Origin of the sequence: Azospirillum sp. A23, from assembly GCF_042938965.1 — a bacterium.
Lineage (GTDB): Bacteria > Pseudomonadota > Alphaproteobacteria > Azospirillales > Azospirillaceae > Azospirillum > Azospirillum melinis.
The window spans coordinates 932,728-956,028 of record NZ_CP170663.1 but is presented as its reverse complement, the minus strand read 5'-3'; the positions used below and the strand labels follow the sequence as shown (position 1 = coordinate 956,028).

Below are 23,301 nucleotides of genomic sequence, written 5' to 3'. Positions count from 1 at the left end.
ATTTGCCGCCCGCCACCCCTATACGCAAATCCACGTATTGCTGCACCGCACCGTTCGGCCAACCATCGGGCTGTCCTGTCGCGGATGGTTCCGCCAACTCCCCCCGAAAAAAAGCGCCTTTCAAAACAGCCGTCCCCCGGTTGCGGACGGTCTTTGCAGGGCGACAACGGCCAACATCAGGAGGTTTCATGTCCTCGGACAAGATCGATGCGGACAAGCTCACCGGCGGCCTGCCTTCGCCGCTCCGCCGCAAGCTCCTCCTCGGCATGGCGGCGCTGCCGGCCATCGGCCTGCTGCCGCGTGGCGCGCTGGCCCAAGCGCTGCCGACCGACGCCGTCAACACGACGAAGCTGGCCGTCACCGACAGCACGGTGAAGGTCGGCATCCTGCATTCCACCACCGGCACCATGGCGATCTCCGAGACCGGTTCGGTGCAGGCCGAGAAGCTGGCCATCGCCCAGATCAACGAGATGGGCGGCGTGCTGGGCCGCAAGATCGAGGTGATCCAGGAGGACGGCGCCAGCGACTGGCCGACCTTCGCCGAGAAGGCGCGCAAGCTGCTGGTCGAGGACAAGGTGGCGGCGGTGTTCGGCTGCTGGACGTCGGCCTCGCGCAAGGCGGTGCTGCCGGTGTTCGAGCAGTATAACGGCATGCTCTATTACCCGACCTTCTACGAGGGGCTGGAGCAGTCGAAGAACGTCATCTACACCGGGCAGGAAGCCACCCAGCAGATCCTGGCCGGGCTCGACTGGGTGACGAAGGAGAAGGGGGCGAAGACCTTCTTCCTGATCGGCTCCGACTATATCTGGCCGCGCACCTCCAACAAGATCGCCCGCAAGCACATCGAGATGCATGGGCAGAAGGTGGTCGGCGAGGAGTATTTCCCGCTCGGCCACACCCAGTTCAACTCGGTCATCAACAAGATCAAGCTGACCAAGCCGGACGTGATCTACGCCTCGGTCGTCGGCGGGTCGAACGTCGCCTTCTACAAGCAGCTGAAGGCGGCCGGCATCGACCTGAACAAGCAGACGCTGATGACCATCTCCGTCACCGAGGACGAGATGCTGGGCATCGGCGGCGAGAACATCGCCGGCGCCTATGCCTGCATGAAGTATTTCCAGTCGCTGAAGAACCCCAACAACGAGAAGTTCGTCGCCGCCTTCAAGAAGATGTGGGGCGGCGAGAGCGTGATCGGCGATGTCACCCAGGCGGGCTATCTCGGCCCCTGGCTGTGGAAGCTGACGGCGGAGAAGGCCAAGAGCTTCGACATCGACAAGATCGCCGCCGCCTCGGCCGGCATCGAGTTCACCGGCGCGCCGGAAGGCTATGTCCGCGTCCACGAGAACCATCATTTGTGGAGCAAGACGCGCGTCGGCCGCGCCCGCACCGACGGCCAGTTCGACGTCGTCTTCGAAACCGCCGACCTGATCGAGCCGAACCCCTTCCCCAAGGGCTACCAGTAAGCGGCGGCGGGGCAGGACCTGCCCCGGCTCCGCCCGCTTCCGCATCCAGCGGCGGCGGGCCGGAGCGGGGGCCTCTCTGACGGGAGTTCCCATCATGTTCGAGGGCTACAGCCTGGCCGAGCTCGGGTCGATCTTTGCCATGCAGGGATTCGCGGGGCTCATCCTGTTTTCCGTTTTCGTGCTGATGGCGCTGGGCCTCGCCATCATCTTCGGGCAGATGGGCGTCATCAACATGGCGCACGGGGAGTTCATGATCCTCGGCGCCTACGTGACCTATCTCTGCTCCAACTTCATCTCCAGCACCGCGCCGGCGCTGTTCCCGGCCTATTTCTTCATCGCCATGGCGCTGGCCTTCCTCGCCAGCGGGGCGCTGGGGATGCTGGTGGAGTGGGCGATGATCCGCTTCCTCTACCGCCGCCCGCTCGACACGCTGCTGGCGACCTGGGGATTGAGCCTGATCCTCCAGCAGATCTTCCGCTCCGTCTTCGGCGCGCGCGAGGTCGGCGTGGTGCTGCCCGACTGGCTGATGGGCTCCGTCGCCGTCACCGACACCATCGAGGTGCCGATCAACGGCCTGTTCGTCATGGGCCTGACCATGACCATCACCGTCGTGATCTATGCCGTGATGTTCCGCTCGCGCTGGGGCCAGGGCGTGCGGGCGGTGATGCAGAACCGGGTGATGGCCGGCGCCGTCGGCATCAACACCGAGAAGGTCGACCGCTACACCTTCGGGCTCGGCTGCGGCATCGCCGGGGTGGCGGGCAGCGCCTTCACCATGGTGGGCTCCACCGGGCCGACCTCGGGCCAGCTCTACATCGTCGACACCTTCCTGGTGGTGGTGTTCGGCGGCGCTCAGAGCCTGATCGGCACCATCGCGTCGGCCTTCACCATCAGCCAGGCGCAGTCGACGATGGAGTTCTTCCTCAGCGGTTCGACCGCCAAGGTTCTGACCCTGCTGACCGTCGTCGTGATCCTGATGCTGCGCCCGCAAGGCCTGTTCGTCCTCAAAGTCCGCCGCTGAGGAGCCAATCCCATGACGCGCACCCCAAACAGTCTTCCCCGGGGCCGCCTCTTCGGCCGCATGGACGGCGACATCGCGGGCATCCTGCTGCTGGCCGCCCTGCTGATCGTCGTCCTGCCGCTGGGGCTCGACATCTTCCGGCTGAACATGGTCGGCAAATACCTGACCTACGCCTTCGTGGCGCTCGGCCTCGTGCTGTGCTGGGGCAGCGCCGGCATCCTGTCGCTGGGGCAGGGCATCTTCTTCGGCATCGGCGGCTATTGCATGGCGATGTTCCTGAAGCTGGAGGCCTCCAGCCCCGAGGCGACCAAGATCCAGTCCACCCCCGGCATCCCCGACTTCATGGACTGGAACCAGCTGAAGGCGCTGCCCTGGTTCTGGGAGCCGTTCCACAGCCTGACCTTCGCGACGGTCGCGGTGGTGGCGGTCCCGGCGCTGCTGGCCTTCATCGTCGGGCTGGCGATGTTCAAGCGGCGGGTCGGCGGCGTCTATTTCGCCATCATCACCCAGGCCTTCGCCGCCATCCTGACCATCCTGATCGTCGGCCAGCAGGGCTACACCGGCGGCATCAACGGCATCACCGATCTCCGCACGCTGAAGGGCTGGGACATCCGCACCGACGAGGCGAAGCTGGTGCTGTACTTCGTCAACGCCGCCTTGCTGATCGGCTGCATCCTGCTGTGCCTCTACGTCCGCCGCTCCAAGCTGGGCCGCATCCTGGTGGCGCTGCGCGACAAGGAGGACCGGGTCCGCTTCTCCGGCTACGACGTCGCCAACTTCAAGATCTTCGTCTTCTGCTTCGCGGCGGCGCTGTCGGCGGTGGGGGGCGCGATGTTCACGCTCCAGGTCGGCTTCATGTCGCCGTCCTTCGTCGGCATCGTGCCCTCCATCGAGATGGTCATCTACTGTGCGGTCGGCGGCCGGCTGTCGCTGCTGGGCGCGGTCTACGGCACGCTGCTGGTCAACTGGGCCAAGACGATGCTGTCGGAAAGCTTCCCGGAGCTGTGGCTGTTCGCCATGGGCGCGCTGTTCATCGGCGTGGTGATGGTGTTCCCCAACGGGCTGGCCGGGCTCTACCAGCAGTTCATCGCCCCGCGGCTGCGCCGGCCGGTGGCCGGACGGGCTGATGCCGCCGCTGGTGCCGATGCCGGCGCGCCGATCATCCCGCCGCACACCGCCGCCGACTGAGGAGGGACGGATCCCATGGCGAACCCCACCGATTACCTGCTGGCGGTCGAAGGGCTGACCGTCTCCTTCGACGGCTTCAAGGCGGTCAACGACCTGTCCTTCTACGTCGACAGCAACGAAATCCACGTCATCATCGGCCCGAACGGCGCCGGCAAGACCACGGTGCTCGACCTGATCTGCGGACGGACGAAGGCGTCCGGCGGCTCCATCAAGTTCCGCAACCGGGAACTGACGGCGATGAAGGAGCACCAGATCGTCACCGCCGGGGTCGGGCGCAAGTTCCAGAACCCGTCGATCTACGACGACCTGACGGTGTTCGAGAATCTGGAGATCTCCTACCCCCGCGGCCGCAGCGTGTTCGGCGCGCTGGCCTTCAAGCGCGACGCCGCGGTGCGCGAGCGGGTGGCGGAGATCGCCGAGATGATCTTCCTGGCCGACCATCTCGACCAGCGCGCCGAATATCTCAGCCACGGCCAGAAGCAGTGGCTGGAGATCGGCATGCTGCTGATCCAGGACCCCGAGCTGCTGATGCTGGACGAGCCGGTCGCCGGCATGAGCGTCAACGAGCGCAAGAAGACCGCCGAGCTGCTGAACCGCATCATCCAGAACCGGTCGGTGCTGGTGATCGAGCACGACATGAAGTTCGTCGAGGACATCGCCCACCGCGTCACCGTGCTGCACCAGGGAAAGATCCTGTCGGAAGGCAGCATGGAGCGTGTGAAGAACGACCCCAAGGTCGTCGAAGTCTATCTCGGCCATTGATTCATTCGGGCCAGAGTCATTTGGGCCATTGACCGGAGGAACCGACATGCTGTCCGTCAATCAACTGCGCGTGTCCTACGGCGAGAGCGAGGTTCTGCACGGGCTGGACTTCACGGTGGCGCCGGGCGAGATCGTCGCCGTCATGGGCCGCAACGGCATGGGCAAGACGACGCTGATGAAGTCGCTGATGGGGATCGTGCCGGCGCGCTCCGGCGCCGTCCGCATCGCCGGGACCGAGATCACCGCCCTCAAGAGCTACGAGCGGGTGGCGAAGGGCGTCGCCTATGTCCCGCAGGGCCGCATGATCTTCCCGGCGATGACCGTGCAGGAGAACATCGAGACGGGCCTGACCGTCCATGGCGGGCGCAGCGTGCCGGGCGATCTGTACGAGCTGTTCCCGGTGCTGCTGGAGATGAAGGGCCGCCGCGGCGGCAACCTGTCGGGCGGCCAGCAGCAGCAGCTCGCCATTGCCCGTGCCCTGGCGACCAAGCCGAAGGTCCTGCTGCTGGACGAGCCGACGGAGGGCATCCAGCCGTCGATCATCCGCGAGATGGCCCGCACCCTGCGCCGCATCCGCGACGAGAAGGGTCTGAGCATCGTCGTGTCGGAGCAGGTGCTGAGCTTCGCACTCGACATCGCCGACCGGGTGCTGGTGATCGAGAACGGCGAGATCGTCCACGAGGACAGCCGCGACCGCATCGACGAGGCGAAGGTCGCGCGGCTGCTGTCGGTCTGACCGCCCGACAGGTTGCCGTCCCTCCGTCTTTCCGCATCCCGCCTCTCCACCGCAGAGGGAAGCGCCATGACTCCTGCGAAGTCCGCATCCACCGCCTGTGCCGTGGTCGCCCTGCTGTCCGCCATGGCGGCGCCGCTGACCGGTTCGACCGGCGTGGCGACCGCCGGCCTCGTCGTTTCCGCGGCGCTGGCCGCCGCCGCCGCCGCCTTCGCGCACCGCCGGGACGCAGCACTCGGTCCGCTCGGCACCCGCGCCGCGGCACTGTCCGGTTCGGGCGGTGGCACAGGTGGTGGCGCGGGCGGCGACCCGGTGCGGGAGCTTGCCGACGCGCTCGACCGCATCGCCGCCGCCGCGGAGCTGCGCGACGCGCGGGAAGCGGAGCGCGAGGCCGAACGCAAGGCGACCGAGGAGCGCGCCGCCCGGCTGGAGGCGCTGACCCGCGCCTTCGAGAGCAAGGTCGGCCGGCTGGTGCAGACCGTCTCGTCGGCCGCCGCCGAGATGACCGGCACCGCCACGGCGATGAGCGAGACCGCCGGGCGCAGCAACCGGCTGTCGGCGGCGATGTCGCAATCCTCGGCCCAGGCGTCGATGAACGTCCAGACCGTGGCGACGGCGACGGAGGAACTGTCGGCCTCGATCCAGGAGATCGGCCGGCAGGTCGCCTCCTCGGCCGCCATCGCCGGCAAGGCGGTCGCCGACACCCGCCGCACCGACACGGTGGTGCAGAGCCTGGCCGACAGCGCCGGGCGGATCGGGCAGGTGATCGGGCTGATCCAGGGCATCGCCGGCCAGACCAACCTGCTGGCGCTGAACGCCACCATCGAGGCGGCGCGGGCGGGGGAGGCCGGCAAGGGCTTCGCCGTCGTCGCCAGCGAGGTCAAGACGCTGGCCAACCAGACCGCCAGGGCGACCGAGGACATCGCCACCCAGGTCGGCGCCATCCAGTCGGCGACGGCCGAGGCGGTGGCCGCCATCCGCTCCATCGCCGGCACCATCGCCGAGATCAACGAGATCGCCGCCGCCATCGCCGCCGCGGTCGAACAGCAGGGGGCGGCCACCGGCGAGATCGCCCGCAACGTGCAGGAGGCGGCGCGCGGCACCGAAAGCGTGGCGTCCAACATCGCCGGCGTCTCGGACGCGGCGTCCGACACCGGCGCGGCGGCCGGGCAGGTGCTGGGTGTCGCCTCCCAGGTCGCCGGCCATGCCGACGAGCTGAGCCGCGAGGTCAACAATTTCCTGGCGGAGGTCAGCCTGCAATCGGCGCTGCGCCGCCGCGCCTCGGTCGCCGGGCGGATGGCGGCGGCCACGGTGCGGCGCACGCAGGGGCTGGCGCCCGGCGCACCGGCCACCGCCGTGGTGAACAAGAGCGGCATCGCCGTCACCGACGAGGCGGTGAAGGTCGGCATCCTGCATTCCGTCACCGGCACCATGGCGCTGAGCGAGGGCGGGTCGATCCAGGCGGAGATGCTGGCGATCCAGCAGATCAACGAGGCCGGCGGCGTGCTGGGCCGGCGGATCGAGATCGTGCAGGAGGACGGCGCCAGCGACTGGCCGATCTTCGCCGCCCGCGCCGACAAGCTGCTCGGGACCGACAAGGTGGCGGCGATCTTCGGCTGCTGGACCTCCGCCTCGCGCAAGGAGGTGCTGCCGATGCTGGAGAAGCGCGGCGGCCTGCTCTACTACCCGACCTTCTACGAGGGGCTGGAGCAGTCGAAACACGTCATCTACACCGGGCAGGAGGCGACGCAGCAGATCCTGGCCGGGCTGGACTGGGTGATGCGCGAGAAGGGGGCGAAGAGCTTCTTCCTGATCGGGTCGGACTATATCTGGCCGCGCGTTTCCAACGCCATCGCCCGCCGCCACATCGAGGCCAAGGGCTGCCGCGTCGTCGGCGAGGAGTATGCCGAACTCGGCGACACCCGCTTCGAGACCATCGTCGCGCGGATCCGGGCGGACAAGCCCGACGTGATCTACGCCATCGTCGTCGGCGGCTCCAACGTCGCCTTCTACAAGCAGCTGAAGGCGGCCGGGATCGAGCTGGACCGCCAAATCCTGATGACCAACAGCGTCACCGAGGACGAGATGATGGGCATCGGCGGCGAGAACATCGCCGGGGCCTTCACCTGCGCCAAATATTTCCAGAGCCTGGAGTTGCCGGCCAACCGCGCCTTCGTCGCCGCCTTCAAGGCGATGTGGGGAGCGGACAGCGTCATCGGCGACGTCACCCACAACGCTTATCTCGGCCCCTGGCTGTGGAAGCTGGCGGTGGAGAAGGCCGGCAGCTTCGACGTGGCGCGCGTCGTCGCCGCCTCGCCCGGCATCGAGTTCGCCGGAGCGCCGGCCGGTCCCCTGCGCATCCACGAGAACCATCACCTGTGGACCCGGACCCGCATCGGCCGCGCCCGGCGCGACGGCCAGTTCGAGCTGGTCTTCGAGACGCGGGACCTGATCGAGCCGAACCCCTTCCCGGACGGCTTCCGGGAACTGGCGGCCTGAGTTCCGCACTCCGCGTCCTCCCGCCTTTCCCCGTCACCCATCAGTCCATCGATAAGGAAGAGCAAACCATGGCTGACACCCTGATCAAGGCCGACCTGTCGCAGTCTCCCTACGAGAACGACATGATCCACAACCGCTGGCATCCGGACATCCCGATGGCGGTGACGGTGAAGCCGGGCGACGACTTCATCCTGGAATGCTACGACTGGACCGGTGGCCAGATCAAAAACGACGACGATGCCGCCGACGTGCGCGACGTCGACCTCAGCCAGGTCCATTTCCTGTCCGGCCCGGTCGGGGTCGAGGGGGCGGAGCCGGGCGACCTGCTTGTGGTCGACCTGCTGGACATCGGCGCCTTCCCGCAGCAGCAGTGGGGCTTCAACGGCTTCTTCTCCAAGCAGAACGGCGGCGGCTTCCTGACCGAGCATTTCCCGCTGGCCCAGAAGTCGATCTGGGACTTCGAGGGCATGTTCACCAAGTCGCGCCACATCCCCGGCGTCCGTTTCGCCGGGCTGATCCATCCCGGCCTGATCGGCTGCCTGCCGTCGCACGACCTGCTGGCCAAATGGAACAAGCGCGAGCAGGCGCTGATCGACACCAACCCGACCCGCGTCCCCGGCCTCGCCAACCCGCCCTATGCGCCGACCGCCCATATGGGCCGGCTGAAGGGCGACGCCCGCGACAAGGCGGCGGCTGAGGGCGCCCGCACCGTGCCGCCGCGCGAGCATGGCGGCAACTGCGACATCAAGGATCTGTCGCGCGGCTCGCGCATCTATTTCCCGGTCTATGTGAAGGGCGCCGGCCTGTCGATGGGCGACCTGCATTTCAGCCAGGGCGACGGCGAGATCACCTTCTGCGGCGCCATCGAGATGGCGGGCTGGGCGCACCTGAAGGTGAACCTGATCAAGGACGGCATGGCGAAGTACGGCATCAGGAACCCGATCTTCAAGCCGAGCCCCATCGTCCCGACCTACAACGATTACCTGATCTTCGAGGGCATCTCGGTCGACGAGGCGGGCGAGCAGCATTACCTGGACGTCCATGTCGCCTACCGTCAGGCCTGCCTGAACGCCATCGAATACCTGAAGAAATTCGGCTATTCCGGCGCCCAGGCCTATTCGATCCTCGGCACCGCCCCGGTGCAGGGCCACATCAGCGGCGTGGTCGACGTGCCCAACGCCTGCGCCACCCTGTTCCTGCCGACGCAGATCTTCGACTTCGACATCAGCCCCAACGCCGACGGCCCGACCAAGTTCATCAGCGGCGACGTCGACATGCCCATCGCGCCGGACCGCGTGTAACCAAGCAAGGGGAGGCGGCGCCATGCCGATGTACGACTACGAGTGCCCGACCTGCGGCGACTTCACCGAGATGCGGCCGATGGCGGAATGCAGCTTGCCGCAGCCTTGCCCCTATTGCGAGGTGCCGTCGCGGCGGGTGATCCGCAGGACGCCGGCCTTCTCCACCGTCTCCGCCGCGACGCGAACGGCGCACGCCACCAACGAACGCAGCGCCGACCGGCCGAGCCTGCTGTCGGAGGTCGGGCCGAAGCATAAGCATGGTCCCGGCTGCGGCTGCGGAAGCGGCGGAAAGGGGCGGTCGGTGCTGCGCTCCCCCGACGGGGCGAAGGGGTTTCCGACGGCAAGGCCGTGGATGATCAGCCACTGAAGAGAGGACGGCCGCGGAGGGCTTCCTCCGGAAAACCCGCCCCGGTTCACCAACGTCGATCGGCGGCAGTCCGGATTCCAATGGACCGGGGCTGCCGCCGGTTCGGTTCTGTTGCAGCGTTTCCGACGGGCCAGAGATCGGGTAAAACGCGGCGCTTCTTCCGCAAGGCGCTGAAGCAAGCGCACGCCGTGAACCCGCGCACCCTCACCGTGGACAAGAACACGGCTTACCCGAGTGCGACCAAGACGAGGAAGAAGGCTGGCGAGCTGCGGCGCTTTGCCAAGCTGCGCCAAGTGAAATACCTGAATAATAACGTTGAACAGGATCACCGGCGGATCAAACGGCTGGTGCGGCCGGGGCTCGGGTTCAAAAGCTTCCACACCGCACGCCGGACGATCGCCGGCTACGAGATCCTGGCCATGGTGCGCAAAGGGCAGGTCGCCGCCATTCCCGCCAACGACATGCCGGTCCAAGCGACCTTCATCGTCGGCCTGTTCGGGATCGCCACCCGACAGTGCCGATGCCGCGGTTCTCCGCGACCAACGTCAGACTTTGCAACAGAACCGTCAGGCTTTGCCGACGTCCAACACGGCCTGGGCGAAGGCCTTCGGCGCCTCCTGCGGCAGGTTGTGACCGATGCCGCCGGTGATCAGCCGATGCTCGTACCGGCCGGTGAACTTCGCACGGTACATGGCCGGTTCCGGGTGCGGCGCGCCATTGGCGTCGCCTTCCATGGTGATCGTCGGAACCTTGATGGTCGGGAAGGCCGCCAGCGCCCGTTCAAGCGCATCATACTGTGCTTCCCCCTCCGCAAGGCCGAGCCGCCAGCGGTAGTTATGGATGCTGATGTCGACATGGTCCGGATTGTCGAGGGAAACCGCGGACCGTTCGAACGTGGCGTCGTCGAAGGCCCAGTTGGGAGAGGCGAGTTGCCAGATGAGCCGGGCGAAGTCGTGCGTATACTTCGCGTAGCCGGCCCGGCCGCGATCGGTAGCAAAGTAATACTGATACCACCATTGCAACTCCGCCTTGGGAGGCAGCGGCGCCCGGTTGAGGTCCTGACTGCCGATCAGATAGCCGCTCACCGAAACCATGCCCTTGCAGCGTTCCGGCCAGAGTGCGGCCATGATGTTTGCCGTCCTGGCGCCCCAATCATAGCCGGCAAGTATCGTGCTCTGAATTTTCAGCGCATCCATCAGGGCGATCATGTCGGCGGCGATGGCCGCCTGCTGGCCGTTGCGCGGCGTTGCGGCGGACAGGAAGCGCGTCGTGCCGTAACCGCGCAGATGGGGAACGATGACGCGGTAGCCGGCCGCCGCCAGGATGGGGGCCACCTCCACATAGCTGTGGATGTCGTAGGGCCAGCCGTGCAGGAGGAGGACCACCGGCCCGTCGGCGGGACCATCCTCGGCGTAGCCGATGTTGAGCGGTCCGGCATCGATCTGCTTCAAGGATTTAAACCCCGTGGGCGCGGAAGAGCCCGTCATCGGTCTGGCTGCGGGCGGTTCCGCTGCCTGCGCCCGCCCCATTCCCAGCCCGAGGCCGGCCGCCGCGGCTGCAAGGGTCGCCGTGCCGATGAAGTGGCGGCGTCCATAATCGACCGGGGTCGTGCCGGTGGTCTCCGTCTCCAGTTTCCGTACCATTTATCTCTCCCGAACTGTGTTCATCCGTGGCCGCAGCATGAAATGCCGATGTATCCCCCGCATGTCCGGCCATGGGGCATGGTGAAAGCGTCTGTACCGTTCGGCCCATCGGATACAGTCGGATACAAAGTCCCGATGGAGGTGAGATCGTCCCGACCCTGTCCCGGCCCTGTCCCGGCCCTGTCCCGGATCGGTCATGCCGGCGGAGGCTATGGGGCGTCGCCTTCCGCTGAGCCGAGGCTCAGCCGCCGGCCGATGCCGATGTTGGTCATGAAGATCTCGTCATGGCTGACCAGCAGGATGGCGCCGTCATAGGATCTCAGCCCTGCCTCCATGGCTTCGACCGATTCGACGTCCAGATGGTTGGTCGGCTCATCGAGGATCAGCAGCGCCGGCGGCCGCGGTCCGCCCAGCACACAGGCGAGGCCGGCGCGCAGCATCTGTCCGCCGCTCAGCGTCCCGACCTGTTGCAACGCCGCCTCCGCCCGGAACAGGAAGCGGGCGAGTGCAGCCCGGCAGGCATTGTCGCTTGCGCCGGGATTGAGGCGCTTGAAGTTGTCGAGGATCGACGCGGCGGGATCGAGGATGCCGACGCGCTGGTCCAACATGGCGAAGTCGACGGCGACCGACACCGTCCCCCGCATCGGGGCGAGCCCACCGGCGATCAGCGTCAGCAGCGTCGTCTTGCCCGATCCGTTCGGTCCGACGATGGCGACCCGTTCCGGCCCCTCCATGGTGAAGGATAGGTCACGGATGATCGGATGGTCCGGATCATGGCCGGCGGTGACGTCATCCAGCCGCAGGACAGTCCTGTTGGCCGGTAGCCCGGTGGGCGGCAGCGCCACCGAGAGGTCCTGCAGGATCTCGATGCGGGATCGTGCCGAGTCGACCGCGGCCTGGGCCTCCGCCCGCTGGCGGTCGGCCAGTCTTGTGCCGGCACCCCGGCTTGCCTCGGCATTGCTCTTGCGCGCGCCCAGCAGGATGCGGGGCATGTCGCCTTGCGCCGCCTTCCGTGACCCGGCCCCATCGTGCCGGTCCTGCCGCTCCGCCGCGCGTTGAGCCTTGCGCTGGACCTCTGCCGCCTGCTTTTCCGCGTGGGCCAGATCCTGCTGTGTGGCTTCCAGTTCCGTCGCCTTGCGTGCGCGATAATGCGTCCAGTTGCCGCCATAGCGCGCGGCACCCAGCGAGGTCAGTTCGACGATGGCGTCCATCCGGTCGAGAAGCTCGCGGTCGTGGCTGACCACGATCGCTCCGGCCCGCCAGCCGGCGAGGAGGGCGATCACCGCCTCACGGCCTGAGCGGTCGAGGTTGTTGGTCGGCTCGTCGAGCAGCAGGAAATCCGGTGCGGCGAAGACCGCCGCGGCAAGGCTGGCGCGTGTCCGCTGGCCGCCCGAAAGTTCGGCCAGCCGGGTATCGGGACTGGCATCGAGCCCGACGCGGGCCAGGGCGGTGGCGATGCGCTCCGCCAGTGTCCAGTCGGCGTCCGTCAGTTCCTCCACGCTTGCCGCCCCGGCCTCGGCGCGGCGCAGGAGGGCGAGCGCCCCGGTCATGCCGAACAGATCGGCCACCGTTTCCCGTTCGCTGGGTCGGACCGCCTGTTTCAGCAGGCCGAGCGTGCCGGTGACCCGGACGGTGCCGGCGATCGGCTGAAGCTCTCCGGTGATGAGTTTTAGCAGGGTCGATTTGCCGACGCCGTTCCGCCCGACGAGGCCGGTGCGCTCTTGCCCGAAATTCAGGTCGACACCGGTCAGAACGCTGTGGCCGTCAGGCGTCGCCCAACCGATCCGGGACAGCGAGATGGAGGCCATGCGTCGCCCCTTGTTGATTTTAGAATATCTGCACGCAATCGTGCTGATACCAGATGGCGATGGAAAACGCAACGGACCTGTGCTGTTTTGCTGGCGGATGGAGAGCGGAAGGGACATGAAGGTGGACACCGGCGGGCGCAAGCCAGGGGGACGACCGACCAGAGAACAGGCCGCGGCCATCGATGCGCGCATCCTGGACGGCGCACGGGCCGTCTTCTGCCGCAAGGGCGTCGCCAACAGCGGTTTGGAAGAGATTGCCAGCGAACTCGGCGTGTCCAAGCACACGCTTTACCGCCGTTACCCCAACAAGGCCGCTCTTCTCGAAGCTGTGGTCGGGCGCGATGTCGGGCGGTTCCGCGACTCCCTGTTGTCCGCCGCCGACGGGAAGGGAGAGGGAGCGCTCGGCGCGTTGCGCCGTGCCGCGTTCCACTATGTCGAGATTGGGTCGTCGCGCGACTATGCCGCCTTCTATCTTTCCGTCAGCGCCGAGGCTGCGGTTTCGCCGGTTCTTCGGGAGCGGCTGGCCTCCTGGTCGCGCGATGCGCTGGAGCCTCTGGTCGGGTTCGTTTCCACCGCGCAAGAGGCGGGCGAATTGCGGTCGGGCGATCCGGCTTCGGTCTGCGGGATCCTGATCGACCTGCTGGAGGGCGTCAACAACCGGATCCGGCTTGGCGACGAGGGGCTTGGCGACGAGGGGCTTGGCGACGGGGCGGCAGCGGGCGGACCGTCCCTCTTGCGGCTGTTCGAGGAGCGCTGGGCGGTCTTCACCACTGCTTTTGGAAGCAGCTAACCCCCCCCCGTCAGCCGAGCGTCACCTCGGCACAGAGGCCGCCGGCTTGCCGGTTCCGCAGCGTCAGAGACCCGCCGATCGCCAGCGCCAGCTGGTGAGCGATGGCCAGTCCCAGGCCGGTTCCTCCGGAATCGCGGTTGCGGGACTGTTCCAGCCGGTAGAAGGGCTGGAGGACAGCGGTGAGCTGATGCTCCGGAATGCCGGGGCCGCTATCGCGGACAGCAATGCCGATCCGGCCTGCACCGTCCCGGGTCACCGTGATCTCGGCCTCTCCGGCAAATTTCAGGGCATTGTCGATCAGGTTGGTCAGGATGCGGCGCAGCGCGTGCGGCCGGGTGGTCAGGACCGCACCGGGGAGCCCGAGGACGGTCACCGGCTTGCCCATGTCCTGATAGTCGAAAGCGAGGCTCTCGACGAAGGATCCGACATCGATGCGCGCCGGAGTTTCGACATCGCCATGGACGCTGCGCGCATAGGCCACCCCTTCGCGGACCAGCCGTTCGATCTGCGACAGATCGCGGAGCAACCGCTCCTTCTCCGGGCTGTCCTCCGCCATCTCGACCCGCAGAGCCATGCGGGTGATCGGTGTCTGGAGGTCGTGGGAGATGGCGGCGAGGATCCGCACGCGCTCTTCCAGATAATGGGCGATCCTGTCGCGCATGGCGTTGAAGGCGGTCGCGGCATGAACAACCTCGCTCGGGCCGTCCTCCGCCAGCCGTGCCGCCGTGCCGCCGGGATCGAGCGTCTCGGCGGCCTTGGCGAAGCGCGCCAGCGGGCGGATCGCCTGGCGCACGGCAAGCCAGGTGCAGAGGACCAGTAGCATGAGCTGGGCGGCCAGCAGGAGGGGGAGCCAGGCGGCGAGCGGCATGAGCGCCGGTGTCACGTCGATCGTCACCGGTGAGCCGTCGCGAAGCGTGACATGGGCCTGGAGATGCGGGCGGCCACCCGGAATGGTTTCGACCACCACCGGGAAGCCGGGGCCGGCACCGCCGTTGATGGCGCGGGCGATCTCCGCACCGCGGCTGCCCAGGTCCGGCACGCCCGGCAGGCCGGGGCCAAGCTCGTAGCGGTAGGTGCGCCGCTCCAGCACCGCCAGCCAACGGCCGCGCTCCTCCGGCGGCAGGCGGTCGAGCAGGGCGACCGAGGTCGCCACATCCTGCTCCAGCGTGCCGAGCATCATCGCCTTGGCGGCGCTGGTGCGCTCCAGGACCAGCGCCCCGAAGGACAGTCCGTGCGCCAGGACGAGCCCGGTCAGGAGAATGAGGAACAGCCGCCAGCGCAGGGTGCGCGGTGGATGCAGGAAGTGTTGGAACCGGCGGATTGCACCTGTCATCGCCTTGCCCCTCATGGCCGTGCTCTCGTGATCTCCACCGGCATCGCCAGCACATAGCCTTCGTTGCGGACCGTCTTGATGTGGCTGGGCTCGCGCGCGTCGTCGCGCAGCCGCTGCCGGAGCCGGCTGACCAGCAGGTCGATCGACCGTTCGAACAGCTCCGCCTCGCGCCCCTGCGTCAGGTTGAGGAGCTGGTCGCGCGACAGCACCCGTTGCGGATGGTCGAGGAAGACGCGCAGCAGCCGGTATTCGGCACCGCTCAGCGCCACGGCGGTGCCGTCCTGATCGAGCAGATGGCGGGCGACCGTGTCGAGCCGCCAGTTGCCGAAGCTCAGTAGCTGCCCGGCCTCGCTGATCTGAAGATTGGGCGGCAGCATGCGCGCCCGGCGCAGGATCGCCTTGATGCGGGCCAGCAGCTCGCGCGCGGCGAACGGCTTCACCAGATAGTCGTCGGCCCCCATCTCCAGGCCGAGGATGCGGTCCATCTCGTCGTTGCGCGCGGTCAGCATCAGGACCGGCGTCGCGGCATGCCGTCCGGCACGAAGCTCCCGGCACAGCACCAGCCCGTCGTCGCCCGGCATCATGATGTCGAGCACGATGAGGTCCACCCGGTCGCGTTCCAGGAACGACCGCATCTGCCGTCCGTCCGCGGCGAGGGTCACGCGCAGGCCGTTCCTCTTCAGATAGCCGGACACCAATTCCCTGATGTCCCGGTCGTCGTCGACGATCAGGACGTGGTCGATGTGATCCATTCGGTCGAACCCCGATGCTGTTCGGCGGTCTTATGACGGGCAGAGCGCTGCCTGCGTCCGGCGGTTTGTGTCGGTCTGTATCCGCCCCGTCGGCCGATACATGCCGGTACAAAAATCCCCCTGCCGCAAGCCGGCATCCGCATTGTTCCATCTGGACAGCCTGTCTTCCAGGGATATATTTATCAAAATAATAATTATGACGCAAACAACATGAGGGGATGCCTCCATGCTTCCGTGCAAATTTCCGGCTGCCCTGTTCGGTCTGGCTTTGTCGCTGGCTGTTCCCTGGTCGCCGGCCGCCGCCGCTCCGGTGAAGTCCGTGGTCATCGTGCATGGCGCCTTCGCCGATGGCTCAGGCTGGCGCAAGGTTTCCGACATCCTGACCGCCAAAGGCTATGCCGTGTCGATCGTCCAGCAGCCGCTGACCTCGCTCGGCGACGATGTCGCGGCCACCCGCCGTGTCCTTTCGCTTCAGCCGGGCCCGACCGTCCTCGTCGGCCACAGCTATGGCGGGATGGTGATCAGCGAGGCCGGGAACGACAGCCATGTCGCAGCCCTGGTCTATGTCGCCGCCTTTGAGCCCGACACGGGTGAGAGCCTCGCCAAACTGGCCGAGAGCAAGCCGGTGGCCGGTGCCGCGCCGGGTGCCGTCAAGGCCACCGCCGACGGCTATCTCTATCTCGACCCGCCGGCCTTCGCCGGGGCCTTCGCCGCCGACCTTCCGCCGGCCGACGCGGCTTTCCTCGCCCGCTCCCAGGTGTTCGCGGCCAAGGCCGCCTTCACGACGCCGGCCGGAGACCCGGCATGGAAATCGAAGCCGAGCTGGGCGCTGGTGGCGACCGCCGACCGCTCGATCAACCCCGAGCTGGAACTGGAAATGGCCCGCCGGGCCGGCAGCCATGTCCGGTCGGTCGAGGCCAGCCATGCCGTCTACGCCGCCAAGCCCGAGGCCGTCGCCGCCCTGATCGTCGAGGCGGCCGAGGCGGTCTCCCACTGATTTGCCGGGCCGGGCGTCAACCGGTGCCCGGCCTGTCGAAAGGGTTCAGCCATGATCCTCTTTCTCGTCTCCTTCCTGGCGGGCGCCCTGACCATCGTCAGCCCCTGCATCCTGCCGGTCGTGCCCTTCGTCTTTTCCCGGACGGGGCAGCCGCTGTTCCGCAGCGTCCTGCCGATGCTGTTCGGCATGGTGGCCAGCTTCGCCGGGGTCGCCACGCTGTCCGCCGTCGGCGGAGGTTGGGCGGTGGAAGCCAATGGTGCCGGGCGGGCCGCCGCCATCGCGCTGATGGCCGTGTTTGGATGGACGCTCCTGTCGCCCCGCGCCGCGGCGATGCTCAGCCGTCCGCTGGTCGCCGCTGGCAACCGGCTGTCCGGTCGGGCCGGTGTCGCCGGATCGCTTCTGCTGGGCGTCGCCACCGGCCTGCTCTGGACACCGTGCGCCGGGCCGATCCTCGGGCTGGTCCTCACCGGTGCGGCGCTTCACGGCGCCAGCCTGCAAACCACGCTGTTGCTGGCGGCCTATGCGGCGGGTGCCGCGACTTCCTTGGCGCTCGCCGTCCTTGCCGGCGGCCGGCTGCTGGCGGCGATGAAGCGGTCGCTCGGCATCGGGGAGCGTCTCCGCCAGGGACTCGGCATCGCCGTCCTCGCCGGCGTCGGCGTCATCGCCCTGGGGCTCGACACCGGGTTGCTGGCCCGCCTGTCCTATGCCGGAACGTCCGGCGTCGAACAGTCGCTGATCGACCAGTTCGCCCCTGCCTCTCCCGCTACGTCGGCTGAGCCGGAGACATCCGGGACGGCGCTGGTGCTTACTGATGCCCGGCGGGTCTACCGCAGCAGCCTGCCGGTCGAGGGTGTTCTTCCCTCCCTGGACGGTGCGACGGACTGGCTGAACTCAAAGCCGCTCACCACGGAGGAGCTGCGTGGAAAGGTCGTGCTGATCGATTTCTGGACCTACTCCTGCATCAACTGTATCCGCACGCTGCCGTACCTGCGGGCATGGGCGGAAAAGTACCGGGACCAGGGGTTGGTGGTGGTCGGTGTCCATGCCCCGGAGTTCGCCTTCGAAAAGCGCATCGGGAACGTGCAGAAGGCGTTGGGGGATTTCGCCATCACCTACCCGGTGGCGATCGACAACGACTTCCGCATCTGGCGGGCATTCGGCAACAGCTATTGGCCGGCCTTCTATATCGCCGACGCCACGGGCCGGATCCGTCATCACCAGTTCGGCGAGGGCGGGTATGAGCAGACCGAACGGGTCATCCAGGACTTGCTGGCGGAGGCAGCCGGAGGCCGGGCTGCCGGGGGCCAAGGCGGCGAGGGCGGGCTGGTCAACCCGGCGGGGCAGGGCGCCCAGGCACCCGCCGACCTCGGTGAAGTCCGCTCCGGCGAAACCTATGTCGGTTATCGGCAGGCTGCGAACTTTGCGTCGCCGGAGCGGGACGGCATCGACCGGCCGCAGGACTACACCGTCGGCGCGCTACGGCTGAACCACTGGGGGCTTTCGGGCAACTGGACGGTCGGGTCCGAGCAGGCGCGGCTGAACCGGGCGGGCGGGGCGATCGTCTACCGCTTCCGGGCCCGCGACCTGCACCTCATCCTCGGTCCCGCGCAGGACGGCAAGCCGGTCCGCTTCCAGGTCACGATCGACGGCATGGCGCCCGGGCCGGATCACGGAACGGACACGGACGCCGAGGGCTACGGCACCGTTTCGGAAACCAGACTCTACCAGCTGGTGCGGCAGGCGGGCGCGGTGCGGGAGCGAACGTTTGAGGTTCGCTTTCTCGACCCCGGAATCGACGCCTACGCCTTCACCTTCGGTTGAGGAGAAGCCGGCATGGCCCCGGACCTCCGCATCCATCTGTTTTACTTGCTGGCTTGCCGAAGGTTGTCGCGCAGCCGGGCGACCGCTCTCTGGAGGGCGCGGAACTCGTCGGGCGGAAGTCCGGAAGCCTTCACCGTCAACTCGCCGAAGCCCAGGCCCTTCTCGCGAAGCTGCCGGCCGGCCTCGGTCAGGGAAACGCGGACGCTGCGTTCGTCCTCGTCGTCACGTGCCCGCGTGACATAGCCCATGGCCTCCAGCCGCTGCAGCATCGGTGTCATGGTGCTGGGCTCCAGGAACAGCTTCTCGCTGAGGCTCTTGACGGTCTGCCGATCCTCCTCCCACAGGGCGATGATGGTGATGTACTGGGGATAGGTGACGCCAAGCTGCTCCAGCACCGGCTTGTAAGCCCGCGAATAGGCGAGGTTGGCCGAATAGATCGTGAAGCACATGAAATCCGCCAGCCGGGCGGTTTGCGACCTGGCGGCCGGCGTGTCGGTGGCGGCGGGAGTGCTGGCGGTCTTGCGGCTCATGTCGTCACCGGAAAATCGGTTGTCCTGATCACCATCGCGGCACCCACTGGTCCAGGCGGCCGGTGCGGGGTGGCGACGTAATTACGATCATAATGATTATCACACCCATACTGTAGGAGACAGCACCATGCGTGTCCTTCTTGCGCTGACGGCGGCCATCGGGCTCGCCGCCGCCCCCTGCGCCTGGGACGACGATCCCCGCGAGGCGCCGTCCATCCTGGCGCTGCTCTCGCGGACGCAGCCTCTTCCTTCTTCTGCCGCCGTTCTTCCGCACCGGCCCACCGAAGCGTCGGTGCAGGTGACCAGGCACCGTCACCTTGTCGGTGGCCGGGCCGGGCGGGTATTCGGTGGATGGTGGGGGTCTGCCGCTTATGCCGCCAGCGGCGCGGCGGCGGCCTCGGCCCAGACCTGAAATGCCTGGGCGCGGGCCTTCCGATAGTCGGCGTTGGGGCAGTGGTTGCGGCGGAGATGGAAGAGGTTGGCGATCGGGTCGTGAATGGCCAGGAAGCGCTGGACCTGGGCGGGGCCTTTGAAGCGCTGCCTCTGCCATCTCGGCGGGATGGCGGTAGCCGGCGCAACGGGGATCGGGGCACGTCGTCATGCCGTCCCATACGCCGCACGGCCCGCCCCGGCAACTGGGTGGTCAACAAGTTGACGGTGCCGTTCGAGGTGATCCGCCAACGAGAGCCATGGCGGATCACCTTGGAATGGATGGACTCGTTCAACCGCCGGCACCTCCTGGAACTCATCGGCAAGATTCCTCTCTCCGAGGCTGAAGCGCGCTATCATGCCCAAACCGAGGACGTTGGCATGGCGGCATAACCCAAACAATCCGGTCTCCGGGAAACTCGGTGCGGTTCAGATCGACCGTCCTGCGCCTGCTGGTGGTGTCATCGCAACAGGAGGTGGCACACAGGATGCGGTTGCGACCCCATTCAAGGACGAAACGGGGTGATGCGCGGCACCAGCAGCCGGCGGAGCCCTGCGACCCCAGCGTAGAGCACGAGCCCCAGCAAACAGAGCTGCAGAACGATGGCGAACATCTGTGCCGTCTCAAAGGAATTGATCCGGCTGACCAGCAGGTATCCCAGCCCGGAGCTTCCCGATATGAACTCCGCCACCACGGTGCCGACGAGAGCCAGGACGATTCCAACTTCCAGGCCGGTGACGATGAAGGGCAGGGCATAGGGAAGCTCCAGGCGGCGGAGCAACTGGAGGCGGCTGGCGTCGAAGGAGGCCATCACGTCGCGCAACCCTTCCGGCACCGACCGGATGCCGAGCAGCGTGTTCATCATGATCGGGTAGAAGGGCAGGATGGCGGAGGTGAGGATCTTCGGGCCCAGGCCGAATCCCATCCACACCACGAACAGCGGGATCAGCGCCACCTTCGGAAGAACCTGGAAAGCGACTATGAAGGGTTTCGCCAAGCGCTCCAGCGTCGGCGACAGCGAGAGCAGGATGCCTGCGGCCACACCCAGGACGGTCGCCAGGAGGAAGCCGGCCATGGAGCCGGCGAAGGTCATGGCCGTGTGGCTCCAGGCCCGCCGGCTGAACAGCAGCGCCACCCACTCCTCCAGCACCGGCCTGGGGGCGGGCAGGATGAAAGGGGAGACACCCGAGGCGGTGACGAATCCGTGCCAGGCGATCAGCCCGGCCGCCACTAGGCACGGCGTGACCAGCCATGGCAGCCACGCCGCATCGCGCAACCGGACCTTTTTCATCGTTGCCCCATCAGTCCGGCCAATCGTTCGTGCAGGTCGCGCACCATCCGCTGGAATTCCGGCGAATAGGTGAGATCGCGGGTGCGCGGCCTGGGAAAGGGCACGTCGATCACGCTGTCTATGCGTCCCGGTCCCGGCGAGAACAGGACGATCCGGTCGGCCAGAAAGGCCGCCTCCGCCATTGAATGCGTCACCAGGACGATGGTCTTGCCCGTCGCGAGCCAGAGTGCCTGAAGCTCCAGGTTCAAGGCCTCGCGGGAGATCGCGTCGAGTGCTGCGAAGGGCTCGTCCATCAGCAGCACATCGGGATCGTAGGACAGCGCCCGCGCAATGGCCACCCGCTGGCGCATGCCGCCGGAAATCTCCTGGGGCATCCGTGCGCCGATGTCGGCGGCACCGACCAGCGCCAGCATCGCCCGTGCGCTGGACAGCCGCTCCGCGCGAGGCAGCCGCCCACGCAGGTCCAGCGGCAGCCGCACATTCTTTTCCACCGTCAGCCAGGGGAGCAGGGACGATTCCTGGAAAACAAGCCCCAGACGGGACCGGAGCTCCTTCCGGCAGCGACCCCTGTCCCACAGGGGGCTTCCGGCAATGTCGATGGTCCCTAAGGTCGGCTCAAGCAGTCCGCTGATCATGCGCAGCAGTGTGGTCTTGCCGCATCCCGACGGTCCGAGAAACACGACGAACTCGCCGTCGGCGATTGACAGGCTGCTGGGCAGGAGCGCCGACGCCGTTCCGCCACCGACTTCGAAGCTCTTGCCGACATCCGTCAACGTGATCAGGGCCGGCCGCTCGCCGCTGCCACTGCCGGCGCTGTTGCTGCGGGCACCGCCGATCCAGGTCACAGCGCGTCGATGAACCGGTTGGTGTAAAGATCCTCGTGCTTCAGGTGCGGCGGTGCGAACCCGCAGGAAACCATGAGGTCGTAGGCGCTTCGCCAGCGCTCCGGCACGTTGCGCAGAAGGTTTTCCCGACCGTCCGCCAGCAGGAAGGCGATGTTCTCCTTGTAGATGGCGGCGGCGAGATCCTGCTTCCGGGCCTCGGCCATATCGTAGCGCTCCAGGGCCTTCAGTGCATCGGCGATGGTGATCTTGCCGTCGATCAGGTCGAGCAGCGCGGTGCGGACGGCGCGAAGGTAGCGCTGGATCACCGGCTGATGCCGCTCGATCACGTCGCGTTTGCCGGAGTAGCAGAAGCCCGGCGTCGGGGCGACCGCGTCCGTGTTCCATAGGTGAACGGGCTGGCCGCTCTTCTGCAATGCGACCGCAATGCTGGCAGTTACGAGATAGGCGTCGATCCGGCCCTGGCGGATCAGATCGACCCCGGCCGGCGAATTGCCCACGACCACCCGCTGGACACCGGCGCGGTCCACGCCGCGGGCAGCCAGCATGATGTCGAGCAGCGTTTCCGTGGTGCCGCCGACCGATTGGATGCCGATAATCCGGTTCGCCATATCCTGCGTCCCGGTCACCGGCTTGTCCTGCAAGCTCACCACGAACCAGGGAGAGGTCTGCTGTACCGTACCGATGGCGACAAGATCACGGCCGGCCGACTGCCCGCTCGCCCTGATGTGATCGACCGCCCCGATGCGGGCGATCGTTGCGTTTCCGCCCAAAACTTGCTGCAACGCCATCGAGGAGCCGCGGCCTTCCTCGATACCGACCAGCAGCCCTTCCCGTTCGAAATATCCGGCGGCCTGCGTGAACAGGACATCGATGAAGGCGAGAATGAACTGGTTGGGCAACACGATGGACAGGGCGTCCTGGGCCTGTGCTCCCAATGGCCTTACCGAGGCGAGGAACATGCCCGCCGCAGTGGCAGCCAGCACAGTCCGTCGATTTACCGTCATGGTCGGTTCCATCAATCAAATCAAAGGCAACGGGCCTGCCGTGTGTCCGACGGAATTCCGGTGGCGCTTGCATACAAAAGAATATTGCGGAGCTTCGGCCTGATTGCCAAGCCCCTTCGGAAGAATGGGGACCATGGCGCCGGTGCGCGTAAAGGGGCATTGGCCTTTACAAGGCTTTACTCGCTTACGGTCCGCCGCCCGGCCACACTCTCCTCAGAACAACCCAGACAGGAGCAGGGGCCATGGCTCACCTTTCCGCCCGTGACGATGGTGTGTCGTCGATGTCGCCGCACCAACAATGGCCCGAAGTCCTCGCGATGCGGCCGCACGCATTCGGCGAATTGGAGATCAACACCTACGTTTCCTATGTCAGGACCCTCGTCAACGCCGTCACCTCCATCCGGCTGGCGTCGGACGCCCGGCGGCGCTGGATGGAGCGCAATGGTGCCGCCTGCCCCGATGCGGAGAAGATGTCCCGGCTGATCGAGGCTGAGATGGACCGTGCCGACGACATGGCGCACCGCATCGTCGAGTTGGTGGCGTCCGTGCGCGCGGCGTCCACCCCGCCGACGCTTCCCAAGCGCGCCAATGCGGCTCCGGTCTCCGCCTTCCGCTCGGCCCCGGGGTTGAGGACGGTGCAAAATGACAGGCAGGTCCGGGTCCGGCATGGCTGAGCGTTGCATGGCTGAGCGTTGCATGGCGGAGTTCGGTTGGCCTGGGTTC

At 67.2% G+C, this 23,301-nt stretch carries 21 protein-coding genes and 3 pseudogenes; 16 read left to right on the top strand and 8 right to left on the bottom strand.

All coding sequences use genetic code 11. The features are described 5' to 3' along the window. Window positions 1–188 precede the first annotated feature (188 nt). The 10 genes and pseudogenes from urtA (ABNQ40_RS04125) to ABNQ40_RS04080 all read left to right on the top strand — a co-directional run. Window positions 189–1,463, top strand: coding sequence for an urea ABC transporter substrate-binding protein (gene urtA / locus ABNQ40_RS04125; RefSeq protein WP_109050811.1), 1,275 nt, complete (start codon window positions 189–191; stop codon window positions 1,461–1,463). Window positions 1,464–1,557: 94 nt separating this feature from the next. Beyond that, window positions 1,558–2,484, top strand: a complete 927-nt coding sequence (gene urtB, locus ABNQ40_RS04120) for an urea ABC transporter permease subunit UrtB (protein ID WP_109050810.1) — start codon at window positions 1,558–1,560, stop codon at window positions 2,482–2,484. A 60-nt stretch (window positions 2,485–2,544) separates the two neighbouring features. Then, entirely contained in the window at window positions 2,545–3,672 is a 1,128-nt protein-coding gene (gene urtC / locus ABNQ40_RS04115; protein WP_109491058.1) for an urea ABC transporter permease subunit UrtC, read from the top strand. Window positions 3,673–3,687: 15 nt separating this feature from the next. After that, on the top strand, window positions 3,688–4,434 hold the full coding sequence (urtD, locus tag ABNQ40_RS04110) for an urea ABC transporter ATP-binding protein UrtD (protein WP_109050809.1): 747 nt from the start codon (window positions 3,688–3,690) through the stop codon (window positions 4,432–4,434). A 46-nt stretch (window positions 4,435–4,480) separates the two neighbouring features. After that, the gene (gene urtE, locus ABNQ40_RS04105; protein ID WP_109050808.1) at window positions 4,481–5,170 is read left to right on the top strand and encodes an urea ABC transporter ATP-binding subunit UrtE; all 690 of its coding nucleotides are present in this window, start codon (window positions 4,481–4,483) and stop codon (window positions 5,168–5,170) included. A gap of 66 nt (window positions 5,171–5,236) precedes the next feature. Continuing rightward, window positions 5,237–6,304: pseudogene (locus tag ABNQ40_RS04100) on the top strand (methyl-accepting chemotaxis protein); the annotation flags it as partial. 159 nt (window positions 6,305–6,463) lie between these two features. Next, entirely contained in the window at window positions 6,464–7,666 is a 1,203-nt protein-coding gene (gene urtA, locus ABNQ40_RS04095; RefSeq protein WP_199235573.1) for an urea ABC transporter substrate-binding protein, read from the top strand. A gap of 68 nt (window positions 7,667–7,734) precedes the next feature. Further along, entirely contained in the window at window positions 7,735–8,967 is a 1,233-nt protein-coding gene (gene fmdA, locus ABNQ40_RS04090) for a formamidase (protein WP_109050806.1), read from the top strand. Window positions 8,968–8,989: 22 nt separating this feature from the next. Next, window positions 8,990–9,334, top strand: coding sequence for an FmdB family zinc ribbon protein (locus ABNQ40_RS04085; protein WP_109050805.1), 345 nt, complete (start codon window positions 8,990–8,992; stop codon window positions 9,332–9,334). An 80-nt stretch (window positions 9,335–9,414) separates the two neighbouring features. Next, window positions 9,415–9,759: pseudogene (locus ABNQ40_RS04080) on the top strand (DDE-type integrase/transposase/recombinase); the annotation flags it as partial. 141 nt (window positions 9,760–9,900) lie between these two features. On the opposite strand, the gene ABNQ40_RS04075 reads toward ABNQ40_RS04080, so the two are convergent. Beyond that, complete coding sequence (locus ABNQ40_RS04075; RefSeq protein WP_109050804.1) at window positions 9,901–10,977, bottom strand: alpha/beta fold hydrolase; 1,077 nt, start codon at window positions 10,975–10,977, stop codon at window positions 9,901–9,903. Between the two features lie 209 nt (window positions 10,978–11,186). Beyond that, window positions 11,187–12,785 carry an ABC-F family ATP-binding cassette domain-containing protein gene (locus tag ABNQ40_RS04070; RefSeq protein ID WP_109050803.1) on the bottom strand — a complete coding sequence of 533 codons (1,599 nt, stop codon included), beginning with the start codon at window positions 12,783–12,785 and terminating at the stop codon, window positions 11,187–11,189. Window positions 12,786–12,900: 115 nt separating this feature from the next. On the opposite strand from ABNQ40_RS04070, the gene ABNQ40_RS04065 reads away from it, so the two are divergent. Next, the gene (locus tag ABNQ40_RS04065; RefSeq protein WP_391345723.1) at window positions 12,901–13,575 is read left to right on the top strand and encodes a TetR/AcrR family transcriptional regulator; all 675 of its coding nucleotides are present in this window, start codon (window positions 12,901–12,903) and stop codon (window positions 13,573–13,575) included. A gap of 10 nt (window positions 13,576–13,585) precedes the next feature. Here ABNQ40_RS04065 and ABNQ40_RS04060 read toward each other — a convergent pair whose 3' ends face one another. Then, a complete protein-coding gene (locus ABNQ40_RS04060; protein WP_109491057.1) occupies window positions 13,586–14,908 on the bottom strand; it encodes a HAMP domain-containing sensor histidine kinase in 1,323 nt (440 codons plus the stop codon). An 11-nt stretch (window positions 14,909–14,919) separates the two neighbouring features. After that, complete coding sequence (locus tag ABNQ40_RS04055) at window positions 14,920–15,660, bottom strand: response regulator (RefSeq protein WP_109050801.1); 741 nt, start codon at window positions 15,658–15,660, stop codon at window positions 14,920–14,922. Between the two features lie 226 nt (window positions 15,661–15,886). Between ABNQ40_RS04055 and ABNQ40_RS04050 the strand changes: the two genes are divergently transcribed. Together ABNQ40_RS04050 and ABNQ40_RS04045 are read left to right on the top strand one after the other, a co-directional pair. Next, window positions 15,887–16,657, top strand: a complete 771-nt coding sequence (locus ABNQ40_RS04050) for an alpha/beta fold hydrolase (RefSeq protein WP_109050800.1) — start codon at window positions 15,887–15,889, stop codon at window positions 16,655–16,657. A 51-nt stretch (window positions 16,658–16,708) separates the two neighbouring features. Further along, complete coding sequence (locus tag ABNQ40_RS04045; RefSeq protein ID WP_109050799.1) at window positions 16,709–18,478, top strand: cytochrome c biogenesis protein DipZ; 1,770 nt, start codon at window positions 16,709–16,711, stop codon at window positions 18,476–18,478. 41 nt (window positions 18,479–18,519) lie between these two features. Here the strand turns inward: ABNQ40_RS04045 and ABNQ40_RS04040 are convergent, their stop codons facing one another. Next, window positions 18,520–19,008, bottom strand: a complete 489-nt coding sequence (locus tag ABNQ40_RS04040; RefSeq protein WP_109050798.1) for a MarR family winged helix-turn-helix transcriptional regulator — start codon at window positions 19,006–19,008, stop codon at window positions 18,520–18,522. Between the two features lie 127 nt (window positions 19,009–19,135). Between ABNQ40_RS04040 and ABNQ40_RS04035 the strand changes: the two genes are divergently transcribed. Further along, entirely contained in the window at window positions 19,136–19,420 is a 285-nt protein-coding gene (locus tag ABNQ40_RS04035; protein ID WP_109050797.1) for a hypothetical protein, read from the top strand. A 254-nt stretch (window positions 19,421–19,674) separates the two neighbouring features. Next, a pseudogene (locus tag ABNQ40_RS04030) lies at window positions 19,675–19,830 on the top strand (IS3 family transposase); the annotation flags it as partial. Between the two features lie 113 nt (window positions 19,831–19,943). Here the strand turns inward: ABNQ40_RS04030 and ABNQ40_RS04025 are convergent. From ABNQ40_RS04025 to ABNQ40_RS04015, 3 genes are read right to left on the bottom strand one after another with little or no spacing between them, the layout of a single operon-like run. Then, window positions 19,944–20,729, bottom strand: a complete 786-nt coding sequence (locus ABNQ40_RS04025; protein WP_109050796.1) for an ABC transporter permease — start codon at window positions 20,727–20,729, stop codon at window positions 19,944–19,946. After that, a complete protein-coding gene (locus ABNQ40_RS04020) occupies window positions 20,726–21,574 on the bottom strand; it encodes an ABC transporter ATP-binding protein (protein WP_199235369.1) in 849 nt (282 codons plus the stop codon). Before ABNQ40_RS04020 ends, ABNQ40_RS04025 begins: the two co-directional genes overlap by 4 nt. After that, a complete protein-coding gene (locus ABNQ40_RS04015; RefSeq protein ID WP_109050795.1) occupies window positions 21,571–22,590 on the bottom strand; it encodes an ABC transporter substrate-binding protein in 1,020 nt (339 codons plus the stop codon). Before ABNQ40_RS04015 ends, ABNQ40_RS04020 begins: the two co-directional genes overlap by 4 nt. A 230-nt stretch (window positions 22,591–22,820) precedes the next feature. Here ABNQ40_RS04015 and ABNQ40_RS04010 point away from each other — a divergent pair, with 230 nt between their 5' ends. After that, window positions 22,821–23,252, top strand: a complete 432-nt coding sequence (locus ABNQ40_RS04010) for a hypothetical protein (RefSeq protein ID WP_146255507.1) — start codon at window positions 22,821–22,823, stop codon at window positions 23,250–23,252. The last annotated feature ends 49 nt before the right edge of the window (window positions 23,253–23,301 follow it).